The sequence below is a fragment of the Mycetocola miduiensis genome, assembly GCF_900115155.1.
Classification (GTDB): Bacteria; Actinomycetota; Actinomycetes; order Actinomycetales; family Microbacteriaceae; genus Mycetocola_A; species Mycetocola_A miduiensis.
The window spans coordinates 26709-38508 of record NZ_FOVM01000002.1 but is presented as its reverse complement, the minus strand read 5'-3'; the positions used below and the strand labels follow the sequence as shown (position 1 = coordinate 38508).

Genomic DNA, 11800 nt, shown 5'->3' with positions numbered 1-11800 from the left:
GCCTTCTCTGTTGCGGGGGCAGGATTTGAACCTACGACCTCTGGGTTATGAGCCCAGCGAGCTACCGAACTGCTCCACCCCGCGACGCTGACTCCTGAACGGCAGCCATCCTTCGCGTTATCCCTAGTCAGATCGTCATTTCTCGATCAGACTATGTGCAATGGTGTGACTAGTTTACGTCACGATTCGAGCCCGCTCGACACGCCTCGAGTTACTTCGAGAACGCGGTGCGCCGAGATTCCGCCGAGTGATCAAATCCCCGCACCTCCGTGTCCGGGCCGAGCTACGTGCGACCTTCTACTCGTGCGCCAGACGCGTGCCTGCATGCATCGTTACCCGATTGTTCGATGACGGAGAGTTCCGCATGATGCCGCCCGTCCAGGAGGGCTCGTTTGTCCGGGAGTGGCCAGACAGGGGATTGTTTCGCACGTTTCGCAGCTTCTTTTCTTACGGTGAGTGGATGTCTTCTCGTCGTCGAACCCTGCGAACTCTGCCCGGGCATGTGCTCGGATTCCTCCTGCTCAGTCTGATCGCTGGTGTGTTGGTCAGTGCCGGTGTCACGCCCGCTGTCGTCGTGGCTGCTGAAGCCGCGGATACCGCTGCCCAGACGTTCGAGAAACTCCCTGGCTCGCTCGAGATCGGTCAGCCGATGGAGAAGACCCGGGTCTGGGCGGTGGGAAATGACGGGAACCCGGTTCAGCTCGCGGCATTCTTCGAGCAGAACCGGGTCGAGGTCGGAGCCGACGAGATGTCTCCCTTTGTGAAGGACGCGGCTGTGGCGGCGGAGGACCCGCGCTTTCCGGACCATGGCGGAGTGGATGTGATCGGTACTCTGCGGGCGATCCTGTCGACGTACATCCTCGGCGGCCCCATGCAGGGCGGCTCAACGATCACCCAGCAGTACGTCAAGAATGTTCTCATTCAGAACTGCGAGGCGTCCTCGGACGGGCCGGTTGAACTGCAGGCCTGCGCACAGCAGGCGACAACGACGGCGGGCTCCGATGGCGCCGCCCGGAAACTGAAGGAGATGCGGCTCGCGGTCGGGTTGGAGAAGCGGTACAGCAAAGCCGACATCCTCACCGGATACCTCAACATTGCGAACTTCGGGGCGCGAACCTACGGCGTCCAGGCTGCAGCTCAGTACTACTTCGGCGTTGACGCGTCTGCGTTGAGGATCTCTCAGGCCGCGGTTCTGGTGTCGATCCTCAACAACCCCAACGTGCTGCGCATCGACCGACCGGAGAGTGCGGTCAACGGCGAAGCGAACGGCTACGCGTTGACGCGGGAGCGACGCGACTACGTCATCGCCAAGATGGCTGAACAGGGCAAGATCTCGCAAGCAGAAGGCGCGTCGGCGTCGTCCGAGCCGGTACTTCCCGCTATAAACCCTCCGAGCACAGGCTGTGACTCTGCCGCCGGGGCCAGCTACTTCTGCGACTATGTCACCTGGGCCGTGAAGAAGAACCCGGCCTTCGGCTCGACGAGCGCGGAGCGGGCCGAAACGCTGCGACGCGGCGGGCTCAACATTTACACGACGCTGGACCTCGACCTGCAGGCCGCGACCGAGCAGGGGATCGCCAGCCGCATACCGTTTTCGCTGGCGAACACCGATATCGGGACAGCCGCAGTCACCGTCGAACCTGGGACGGGCCGAATCCTGGCCATGGCGCAGAACAAGAACTTCAGCAACGACGCCACACTGGCGGCAGCGGACAACTCCAACACTGCTATCAACTACAGCACCGATCGCGGCTTCGGCGGCTCTTCGGGCTTTCAGATCGGTTCCACGTTCAAGGTGTTCATCCTGATGGAATGGCTCAAACAGGGTCATTCACTGAACGAGTTGGTGGATGGATCGCGCAGAACATTCACCAGGTGGCACGACAGCTGTACGGGCGACCACCGGACCTCCTACCGACCGAAGAACTACGACGGCACGAGCCCCGGTGCAATCACTCCGCTGCAGGCGACGAAGCGATCGGTCAACACAGCGTTCATTGCCATGGCGCAACAGCTGGACCTCTGCGCCATTTTCGATGGTGCCGAGAAGATGGGTGTGCATCGTGCGGACGGTGAACCGCTCGACCGCTATCCCGCAGCACTGTTGGGCGCGAACGAAATCGCCCCGCTCTCCCTTGCGACGGCCATCGCGGGGATCGCTGCTTCCGGACTCGTCTGCCAGCCGACAGCGATTGATCGCGTCGTGGGACCGGCAGGGAAGGAAATACCCCTCGGCGGGCACGATTGCGTCCAGGCGGTCACACCCCGCGTAGCGCATGCGGCTTCGTACGCGATGGGCACCGTGTTCGAGCGAGGGGGAACAGCCGCGCGGGCGGCGGTACCTGGTGCCCCTCTCATGGGAAAAACCGGCACCGCGGACCGGGCTGTACATTCCTGGATCACCGGTGGGACGACCGAGGCGATCACATCACTGTGGGTGGGGAATGTCTCCGGAAGCGACAGCATGTACACGGTGCGCCCGCTCGGCGAGCAAACGGCGTACAGCGCGAAGTTCGGCATCTTCGCCGACATCCTCAAAACGTCCATAGCCAAATTCGGCGGTACGTCGTTCGGCGAGCCCGATCCAGAGGACCTCGAGGTTTCGTACGTGCGAGTACCGCAGCTCTCCGGACAGGATGTCTCCACCGCCACGCGCGAGCTCATCCAGACCGGTCTGGCGGTCGTGGTCGGGAACCCTGTCGAATCCGCCCGTCCCGAGGGAACGGTCGCGCGGACTGTTCCCGCCGCGGGGAAGTACGTCCGAGCCGGCGGGACAGTGACGCTCCACCCCAGCGACGGCGCCGCCAACGACCCGCCCGCTCCCGCTCCGGTACCTACCCCGGCGCCTTCTCCTGCACCGACCCCCACGATAGGCCCCGATGAAGGTCCGGGAGCCGGGGATGCCGGCTGATCGGCAGGTGGCTGGCGATGTGAGAAGCAGCCGCGCGACCGCCGGGCCACGCAGCCCTGGCCGTACCGTTGATCACGGACTTTGGGTCACTCCCTCCATCGCGGAGCCGTTTCCGTACGTGCTCGACGCAATCACGCTGATCGTTCCGTTGGTCTCGAGAACGACTGCCTCAATTCCGGCAAGGTCACCATACCCGCTGCCCCGGACCGCCTGGCACACCTCCGACGCGGTGAGACGGTTCCGTCTGATCGCAACGTCCTGCAGAATTCCCCCCTTCACGAGAATCACGGGCTCGCTGGTCACCGCCTTCTTCGTGACCGGCCACCGGGTGGTGATCCACGCCACGACGAACTGCAGCAGCGCAAGCACGGCGAGAGCCGTGAACCCTTCGGCCCACGCGACATCCGAACTGAGGAGAATCGTGGCCAGAGTCGAACCGAGCGCGACCGTAACGACGAAGTCGAAGGCATTGAGCTGGCTGAGGGTCCGCTTTCCCGACACTCTGAGCACCAGCACCACCGTCACGTACGCAGCGGATCCGACCGCAAGCGTTCGAAGGACGTCAGCCCAAGCGTCAAACCACATGATGATCAGCGCACATTTCGGTACGACCGGTGTGCCCGGGGGTCCGGGACCACACCCGGCGCCCAGGTCTCGTTGTCAACGGCCACCGCAACGCCGTTCCTCTTCTCCCGACCATGCTCTCCGCGTCGCTCATGGGGCTACTCCTCCGCGCTCTTCTTTCCGCGGCCAGCGGATGCCGATCGCCGTAGAGTCGAGAGTACGCCCGGGAATAGAGAAGCCGCCACGACCGGGCCTTTCTTCCCTGAAATCGAAGCATCCCGGTTGCAGGACAGGCGGTAGTGTTCCAGAAATGACCTCCGCCCGGTGCGGGCTCGCGATAGATCGGGGAAGAAAAGATGCGAATGAGCGCGAGTGAAGTCCGGGATTCCCTCCGCACCCAGCTCTGGCCGGTGCCCCTCGCCGCGGTGGTCGGCGCCCTGGCCCTCGGCCAGTACCTGCCCTACCTCGACAAACAGCTGGACGACCATCTGTCCGACGCTGTGTCGGGACTGCTCTTCGGCGGCGGCCCGGAGGCCGCCCAGCTGCTGATGCAGACGATCGCCGGATCCCTCGTCACCGTCACGTCGCTGACGTTCTCGCTCACCGTTGTGACGCTTCAACTGGCGAGCAGCCAGTTCTCCCCGCGTCTCCTGAGGACGTTCTCGCGAGACCGGTTCGTTCACATGACCCTCGCGATGTTCCTCGCCACCTTCGTGTTTTCGCTGACGGTGCTGCGGAGTATCCGCTCTGAGACCTCCGATGGAGAAGGATTCGTCCCGAAAATCTCCGTCACGGTCGCATCCGGCCTGACGGTGGCAAGCGTGGTCGCGCTGGTCTTCTTCCTCGCTCACCTCGCGAGGCAGATTCGTGTGGAGACGATGATGCGGGATGTGCACCTCGAGGCGGATCGCACCATCGACCGGATATTCCCGGACGGGGGAAGCGATGCCGAGCCAGACCGGACACATCCCGAAGGGCGCGCAATGTTCGTCGAAAGTCCCGTTTCAGCCTTCCTCGTTGCTGTCGACGCCGATGCGGCGGTCGCGGCGGCGGTGCAGAGCGATGCTTTTGTCGTCATCGACGCAACGCCCGGAGCGTCACTGATAGCGGGAGTCCCGTGCGCGCGGGCATGGAGCGTCGAAGGCGATGGGATCGACGCCCGGTCCCGCTCAGAATTGGAGGCGGGGATTCAGGCGAGCCTCTCCACAGGTTTCGAGCGTACAGCCGCACAGGATGCTGGGTTCGGGCTGCAGCAACTGCTCGATGTCGCCAGCCGTGCCCTCTCGCCGGGAGTGAACGACCCGACGACTGCAGTGCACGCACTCGGTCACATCTCGGCGGTTCTCTGCACACTAGTGAGCCGCCACACCGGGCCCAAGCTGCACGCTGACGATGACGGCCGGCCACGGGTCCTCATCAGCCATCCGAGCTTTGAGGACCTCCTCGACCAGGTGATGACGCAGATGATCCGTTATGCCCTCGACGACCCGAGGACTGCGGGACGTCTCGTTCAGATGTTGCGTGAATTGTGCTGGGTCGCTGCCGCCGGACCGCGCAGCGTGGCGATCCGCCAACAACTGGCGCCACTCAGGTCCGCGATCGCGACAGCAGAACTGTCGACGGAAACGAAGGAGTCGCTGCAGCGAGAATGCGACACCGTGACCGAGGCGAGCGCGGGCGCCTGGCACGTTTCGTGAGAGCCCGCCGGGGGACGCTGTAGCCGCGAACGCGACTCGGACACGCGCTCTGGGCATTCGGGCCAACGCTCCATGACCGTCGCGGACGCGCTCGCGAAATGCTGGAACACCATCGAGATCTTCGTCCGCCGGACGTCGCGGAGCTGGGCGGCGGGGATGCCACTGACCGGGGGAACCCTGGACGGTGACGGTCCCTGCCGTCGGCTCGAGCAGCCCGTTGAGCATCCGGATCAGTGTCGACTTGCCGGAGCCGGAGAGGCCCATGACGACGAAGATCTCGCCTTTTCTTACGTCGAAGGAGGCGTCGATGACGGCGGCGGTCCCGAGCGCACTCAATTCGTCGCGCGTCTTCCCGGCATGGAGCCGTTTGACGACTTCCCGCGGCTTCTTCCCGAATGCCTTGTACTTCCCGCGGTTTCTTCCCGAATGCCTTGTAGATATTGCTCACCTGAACGGCGATCGTGTCGGTCGTCACGTATTCTCCTGGCGCGCAGGCATGCGGCATCCTCCGGTCGGATCCGGCTCGATGCGAACAGCTGCTCGCAAGTTACGACCGGGTCAGGGACGAATGGGCAATCCCGCCCATCAAGCAGCGACGTCCTGTGCGTCAGAAGCGAATCGGGGGATGTGCCGGCACGCCCGCCACCAACGTCGCAGGACCATACGTCCGGATGTGCGACATTGCTGCGTCACATCCGTCCGCGGACTAGCGTTTGCGGCCATCATGGCCGCAAAACAACCTAACAGAGGTGCGCTCAATCCTCTAGTCGCTCAGGAAGCAGTCGCTCGGTGCACCCTCCATCTCTACCCACACCGAGGTCTCACTCCGTACATCGTCGGGACGAGTCAAGAGTGCCGTCACCGTGCCGCACCGCCACGCTCTGCAGCGATCCTCAGTCGAATGTGAAAACGGCCCTGCCGTGAAAATACTCAGCTTGAAAGCAGGGGGAAGCAGCATAGACTGGCCACTTTCTCCGAGACGGTCAAGCCTCGACCGCTTTCAGCGGAAGGACAGTCATGGATTTCCAAGCCTGGGTTGAAGCTGCGGGACGTCTGGTCGACGCGGCGGGAGTGGTCGCAGTCGTGCTGGGGGCTTTACTCGCCGCGCTGTTCGCTCTGCCGCGCGTGGTCAAGGGGGTCCGCGATGCGTACGGAAAGTTTCGCCGATTCCTCGGTCGCTCGATCCTGCTCGGGTTAGAGCTCCTCGTCGCAGCAGACATCATCCGGACAGTCGCCGTCACTCCCACTCTCGAAAGTGTCGCTGTGCTAGGCATCATCGTCATCATTCGGACATTCCTCAGTTGGTCGCTTGAGTTGGAGATCACGGGCGGTGGCCTTGGCAGACAGGAATCAGGTTGAACCTATGAAGGAGGACGCGAAATGACGAACGAATGCACAGCAGGTTCCGGGAGAGGGTTCCGTCGAGGTGCGACCCGATCGCTCGGCGCAATCAAGGCGAACCGTTTACGACGGGAGCAACTCGTTCGCGGTGGAGCGCGAACGGTTGCAGTGTTGCTTACGGTTGGCCTAGCGGGCTGCGCTAGTAGTTCTGAGATACCGCCAGAAGAGAAAGAGGCGATAAACCTCGGCTCGAACGTGGACGTTGGTCCAGTCGAAGTCAACAACTTGCTTCTTGTCACGCGGGCAGAGGGCGAGCCGGCCCGCCTCATCGGAGTTCTTCTCAACGAAGCGGATACCAGCCTCACGGTAACGCTGTCCGACGAAAACGACGAGGTCTCGGTCGACCTCGAGTCCGGACAGCAATACGCATTCCACGAGCACCCCGCCTACTTCGACACCGCTGACGGAATACCTGGCGCATTATCGGACGTCACCATCACCGTCGAGGCGGAGACGGAATCGGCGAAAATCCCCATTCGAGACGGCTCTCTTCCGTGGCTCGAGCCGTACGTTCCGGATCCCGCGAACGGCTGAAGAACGGGCTTTTGAACGCGGCACCAAGCAACACACAGACCGGAAAGCAGTTGTCCCATCGTCCACACGACGGGAGCGGTGTTGACGGACGAAACGGTTCGTGCCAGAGCGCTTGTGGACTTGTCTTCGATGATCTCGCCGATAGCCTTAAAGCGCTGGTTCAACCGAAGGTAAGACGGTGTGGCGGGCATGAAGGTGCTGGTCGTTGGAGGGGGGATCGCGGGTCCGACGTTGGCCTACTGGCTGAAGCGGTCTGGGCATGAGCCGACGCTGATTGAGCGCTCTCCCGCGCTGCGCGAGGGAGGTTATCCCGTGGACTTCTGGGGTTCCGGGTTCGAGGTGGCGGACCGGATGGGGATATTGCCGCGGTTGATGGACGAGGGTTATCGCGTTCGTGAAGTGCGCGAGGTGTCGGCCAGTGGTCGGCGCATCGCTCATATGGATCCCTGACCGGTAATTGGCGGTGCTGGGGTTCGTTATCTCAGCATCGCTCGTTCCGATCTGGCCGCTACGATCTACGACGCCCTGGGCGGGGAAGTGGAGTCGATCTTCGACGACACCGTTAGGCCCTCGACGACGACGGCCAGCGTTTCCGCGTCGAGTTTGAGTGCGGCGCTGCGCGAGACTTCGATCTGGTTGTAGGAGCGGACGGTCTGCATTCCCGGGTGAGTGCGCTGGTGTTTGGGCCGGAGAGCGGGTTCGAGCGTGATCTGGGTATCTCGGTGGCGGCTTTCGACATCGACGGCTACCGTCCACGTGACGAACTCGTGGCGGTGACGCCCTCGCAGGTGGACAGGCAGGCGCTCCGGTTCGCTCTTCGGGACGGCGCGACCATGTTTTTCTTCGTCGTCCGCAATGAGGGTGATCATGTGTCGCCTGACGATGTGCCAGCACAGCAGAACTACTCCGCATACGTCTGCGGGCATGGGATGGGAGGTGCCGGCGATCCTCGAGCGCATGCCGGAGGCGCGAACTTATACTTCGATCGGGCCAGCCAGATCCTCATGCCGTCATGGTCGCGAGGTCGCGTGGGGCTGATCGGGGACGCGGCCGCGTGCCCGTCACTGCTGGCCGGTCAGGGATGTGGTCGGATCTTTCACGCCAGAAACGTCGATGTCCCCGGGATAGTTCCCCTGAGAATTGCGTATTTACACGCAGTTGATAAGACTATGCGGGTGAGCCACGCACCGAATCACCAGGATTCGCTATCCCGAACCGGCCTGCACCTACGTGGCACCATCGCGAAGCAACACAGCACAAAACGCTCGCAGCGCGATCGGGCAAACCAGTCCTGGGCAAGATCCGCGTTTCGCCCCCGGACCGTAACCCCGTCAAAAGCGTGACTGCCGGTTCTTCCGTTGTGTGGGGCCGATGGCACATCAGGTCGTTGTCGCAGTGGCTCGCCTCCCCGCCGCCGGTCGTTGTTACGCTGACCGGGGCCGGTGTCATCGTTCTCGGGCTCCAGATCGTTGTCCGCCCGCTCACCTCGTTACTCCTTCTGGGGATCTACGTGGGTATCAGCGCCATCGTGTCAGGTGTTGCCAACGTCATCCCGGACGGGGGACCATCACGGTGGTGGCGGTGGCTGCTCGCGGCGTTCTGGGTGTTCGGTGGCGCGGTTGTTTTGGTCTGGTTGGGTCGAAGCCTCGAACTGTTGCCCCAAGCACTCGCAGTGCTGTTGATACTGGGAGGTTTGGCAACGCTGGTTGACGTCGTCTCCCGTGGCAGGTTCGCCCAGCGTCTCCTCGCCGCGTGCTGGGGAAGTGCACAGATCGTCTTCGGGATCCTGTCACTCACCTGGCCGGACGCCACGCTTCTCGCCGTGGCGATTGCGTTCGGTATACGAACCATCGCGTTCGGTGTCGCCCTGTTCGCTCGCGGCGCCCGGGAATGGACAGGACCAAACCATTCGCTGATCTACCAGAAGTCGGACGCCGAGAGCCGCCGTCGGCGAAGTCTTCTGGCTGACAGCGCCCGCTGTGCCTTCGCTCTCGTGCTGGTCGTTACTGCTTCTGCCGGATGGTGGGTCAATGACTGGCTCGAGGACGGGGCGATTGTGGTGGATGCCTTCTACTACCCGCCGGCTGACACTCCCGCGGGCCATGGCCAGCTGATTCGGTGGGATGACTACCGCGGCGAGATCCCTGAAGGCGGCACCGTTCAACGAATCCTTTACACCACTCGGGATGCCATCGGGGGGGACGCGGTTGCCAGCGGGCTTGTGATCCGCCCTATCGATCCGCCACCAGGGCCTCGACCGGTCGTCATCTGGAATCACGGGACAACAGGAGTCGCCCAAGGATGCGCCCCGAGCCTTCGCAATAAGGCCGCAACGGAGTGGGACATCCCCGCTGTCGAGGAAGCCCTCGAGCGGGGATGGGTGGTCGTCGCCTCTGACTACTCCGGGCAGGGCGCACCAGGAGACTTCCCTTACCTGATCGGGAAAGGCGAAGCGCGATCGTCACTGGACGGGGTGCTGGCCGCAGGCGAGCTCGATGATGATCTGGTGCTCTCCCCTGACACACTGGTGTGGGGCCACTCGCAGGGCGGTCACGCTGCCTTGTGGACGACACAAATTGCCGAGGACTACACACCCGGGCTGAACATCCTCGGGACCGCGGCGTTGGCTCCCGTTACCGATCCGTATGCTCTGGGTGCCGAGTTCACCCGGGGTGACTCGTCGCCCGAGCTGACGTTGTTGATTGCCTGGGTGCTCGTGCCCTACGCAGATACGTACTGGGACGTCGATCTGCGTGATCACGTCGCGAGGGGGGGTCGCGTAATGGTGCGGGAGATGGCGCAACGGTGCCCGACTGAGCCCGGATCGATCGTGTCCGTACTCACCGCTCTCGGCGTAGGGATGGACCGGCCATTGTTTGTTGGTGATCTCACGGCGGGCGCGTTGGGGAACCGCCTCCAGGAGAATGCTGTGACTGGTCCGTTCGGTACCCCTTTGTTTGTCGCCTGGGGTGCGGATGACGAAATCTTGCCACCGTCTCTTCAGCAGGACTTTGTGGACCAGCAGTGCCAGAACGGCGAGCAGGTGCGCATGGAAGAGTACCCGGGCTACGGCCACCTGCGCATTCTGCAACCAAAATCCCAGTTCCTCCCGGCGCTCATCGACTGGTCCGAGGCGCTCCTCGGACGCGACTCAGGCGCGCTCCTCGAACGCGACTCAGACGCGCTCCTGAACAACTGCCCGCGATAGCAACGTTGGAGCGCGAGACGCCGCGCACGAGCTGTATCTTCGTGCATTCCGCATCGCGCGCCCTCAATCCGGAAGGTCACCGGGCAGCCTGACCGGTTGGCGGCTCATGGGAATCCGGAAACGAACCGGTGGTGCCGAGGCGGCGCAACGCCGAAGAAACCGAAGGGCAGCAAAGCCAAACGAAGCATCTGGACCGTGTCCGGCGGACTCCCTGGTCTCGGGAAACAGTAGACCACGCAGACTCGTGGGGACCGCGCAGGCCGCTAAGTTTGAGACCCAACGACACGCGAGAAGGTGAGCCGCGGATGAACAACCTGCCGAAGAACATTGATGAACTGGCAGTGGCGGCTACCGCCGAGGTGGACGACGAACCTACCCGGCTGACCGTCACCCGCCTTGCTGTCGCCGCGCTGATCGGTGCGCACGCCCGTAATGCTGCTGGCGTTCATGGGCGCGCAATGGATCGGATGGAGCGTTGAATTCTCCAGTCGAATTGCACAGCGCCGAGCGGCCGGTTCTGCGGCGGGTTCTTGAGACTCTGGTTCGGGGATGAGTACCCAGAGCACTAGAACGCGTTCGTCGAGTCGTCCCGCAAAGTTCGTCGGCGGCCTGTTAGAGGTGGCGTAAAGCCGACCTTACCCGGACCCTCCCCCCGCCATACCGCAACTGCGCCGGACGCGCCGGACGCACCGGACGTGAGATTCGCGTTTGCCCTGCCCGCAGAGAAGTCGCGCTCAGGTACCTCATGTGCGACAGCCATTCGATGTTTCTACCCGCCGCCAAACGTCTCCCCTTCGTGGATCGTGTTTGTCGGCGGTCCAGAGTACACTTCAACTATCGAACATATCTACGAATTTTCGGGGAAGAAGTGCTCATGCCGACGATCATTGACAAGCCAGTCACGGTCAATCTCAGCCCAGCCGGCGACCCGGCTGCGTTCATCCTCGACCGGTTCGAGCACACTATCATCGGCCAACCCCAGGCCATCTTCACTCGCACCAGGTGGTGGGAGCAGGGTTCAGCCCCCAAGCGAATCGACACTGAACTGTGGCGGGTCGCCGCCGTCAAGGCGGGCCTGGCCGCTGGAGGCGTGGAATAGCACAGGTACGACCTTCGGCGCGACGCCGACGGCACCTGGGTGCTCGCCCTCGACTGGGGATGAGCTTCCCGCATCTGCACGTTCATTCTGCGTACTCGATGCACTTCGGCGTCACGATGCCAGAGATGCCTGCCGAGCAGCACCGGCCGCTCGGAAAAGTTGTCGTGCTCGCGCACGGGCGCACCAACGGCCGCGGGTACGCCGCGCTCTGTCGACTGGTGTCCGCCGCTCATCAGAATGGGCTGGCCGAAAGAAGCCATCCGTGTCCAGGGAGCGACTTGCGTTCCTCGCCGGAATGAAATCCCTCACCGTGCTCCTCGGCCCGGCATCCGACGTCGGCCAGGCGATTGAACGGCGTGATGGACCAGAAGCGCGGCAACGTCTCA

9 protein-coding genes, 1 tRNA gene and 2 pseudogenes are annotated in these 11800 nt (G+C 63.2%); 8 read left to right on the top strand and 4 right to left on the bottom strand.

Translation table 11 applies throughout. From position 1 onward, the window contains the following. Positions 1–10: 10 nt before the first annotated feature. A tRNA-Met gene (locus BM197_RS03870) sits at positions 11–84 on the bottom strand. Positions 85–460: 376 nt separating this feature from the next. Here BM197_RS03870 and BM197_RS03865 point away from each other — a divergent pair. Then, positions 461–2911: a transglycosylase domain-containing protein gene (locus BM197_RS03865; RefSeq protein ID WP_177216712.1), complete on the top strand. Its 2451-nt coding sequence runs from the start codon at positions 461–463 to the stop codon at positions 2909–2911. 72 nt (positions 2912–2983) lie between these two features. On the opposite strand, the gene BM197_RS03860 is transcribed toward BM197_RS03865, so the two are convergent. Continuing rightward, entirely contained in the window at positions 2984–3496 is a 513-nt protein-coding gene (locus tag BM197_RS03860) for a DUF421 domain-containing protein (RefSeq protein WP_090709022.1), read from the bottom strand. 341 nt (positions 3497–3837) lie between these two features. Here BM197_RS03860 and BM197_RS03855 point away from each other — a divergent pair, with 341 nt between their 5' ends. Then, on the top strand, positions 3838–5172 hold the full coding sequence (locus BM197_RS03855; RefSeq protein WP_245762373.1) for a DUF2254 domain-containing protein: 1335 nt from the start codon (positions 3838–3840) through the stop codon (positions 5170–5172). A gap of 92 nt (positions 5173–5264) precedes the next feature. Here the strand turns inward: BM197_RS03855 and BM197_RS16550 are convergent. Continuing rightward, positions 5265–5613 (bottom strand): annotated as a pseudogene (locus tag BM197_RS16550) (ATP-binding cassette domain-containing protein); the annotation flags it as partial. 576 nt (positions 5614–6189) lie between these two features. Here BM197_RS16550 and BM197_RS03845 point away from each other — a divergent pair. From BM197_RS03845 to BM197_RS16545, 3 genes and pseudogenes are all read left to right on the top strand, one after another. Next, a pseudogene (locus tag BM197_RS03845) lies at positions 6190–6539 on the top strand (DUF1622 domain-containing protein). Positions 6540–6552: 13 nt separating this feature from the next. Continuing rightward, positions 6553–7107: a hypothetical protein gene (locus tag BM197_RS16030; protein WP_143094981.1), complete on the top strand. Its 555-nt coding sequence runs from the start codon at positions 6553–6555 to the stop codon at positions 7105–7107. A gap of 189 nt (positions 7108–7296) precedes the next feature. Further along, positions 7297–7557, top strand: a complete 261-nt coding sequence (locus tag BM197_RS16545; protein WP_245762372.1) for an FAD-dependent oxidoreductase — start codon at positions 7297–7299, stop codon at positions 7555–7557. Positions 7558–7622: 65 nt separating this feature from the next. Here BM197_RS16545 and BM197_RS16540 read toward each other — a convergent pair whose 3' ends face one another. Next, positions 7623–7976, bottom strand: a complete 354-nt coding sequence (locus BM197_RS16540) for a hypothetical protein (RefSeq protein ID WP_090709014.1) — start codon at positions 7974–7976, stop codon at positions 7623–7625. Positions 7977–8446: 470 nt separating this feature from the next. On the opposite strand from BM197_RS16540, the gene BM197_RS03825 reads away from it, so the two are divergent. The 3 genes from BM197_RS03825 to BM197_RS03820 all read left to right on the top strand — a co-directional run bounded on the left by BM197_RS03825 (position 8447) and on the right by BM197_RS03820 (position 11414). After that, on the top strand, positions 8447–10315 hold the full coding sequence (locus tag BM197_RS03825) for a lipase family protein (protein WP_245762371.1): 1869 nt from the start codon (positions 8447–8449) through the stop codon (positions 10313–10315). Positions 10316–10620: 305 nt separating this feature from the next. After that, positions 10621–10794 carry a hypothetical protein gene (locus BM197_RS16210; RefSeq protein ID WP_177216711.1) on the top strand — a complete coding sequence of 58 codons (174 nt, stop codon included), beginning with the start codon at positions 10621–10623 and terminating at the stop codon, positions 10792–10794. Positions 10795–11189: 395 nt separating this feature from the next. Further along, positions 11190–11414, top strand: a complete 225-nt coding sequence (locus BM197_RS03820) for a hypothetical protein (RefSeq protein ID WP_090709010.1) — start codon at positions 11190–11192, stop codon at positions 11412–11414. The last annotated feature ends 386 nt before the right edge of the window (positions 11415–11800 follow it).

Excerpts from the sequence above, each read along its gene's own strand:
- BM197_RS03865 (WP_177216712.1), top strand. The coding sequence starts at position 461 with ATGTCTTCTCGTCGTCGAACCCTGCGAACTCTGCCCGGGCATGTGCTC.
- BM197_RS03860 (WP_090709022.1), bottom strand. The coding sequence starts at position 3,496 with ATGTGGTTTGACGCTTGGGCTGACGTCCTTCGAACGCTTGCGGTCGGA.
- BM197_RS16210 (WP_177216711.1), top strand. The coding sequence starts at position 10,621 with ATGAACAACCTGCCGAAGAACATTGATGAACTGGCAGTGGCGGCTACC.
- BM197_RS16540 (WP_090709014.1), bottom strand. The coding sequence starts at position 7,976 with ATGATCACCCTCATTGCGGACGACGAAGAAAAACATGGTCGCGCCGTC.
- BM197_RS16030 (WP_143094981.1), top strand. The coding sequence starts at position 6,553 with ATGACGAACGAATGCACAGCAGGTTCCGGGAGAGGGTTCCGTCGAGGT.
- BM197_RS16545 (WP_245762372.1), top strand. The coding sequence starts at position 7,297 with ATGAAGGTGCTGGTCGTTGGAGGGGGGATCGCGGGTCCGACGTTGGCC.
- BM197_RS03820 (WP_090709010.1), top strand. The coding sequence starts at position 11,190 with ATGCCGACGATCATTGACAAGCCAGTCACGGTCAATCTCAGCCCAGCC.
- BM197_RS03855 (WP_245762373.1), top strand. The coding sequence starts at position 3,838 with ATGAGCGCGAGTGAAGTCCGGGATTCCCTCCGCACCCAGCTCTGGCCG.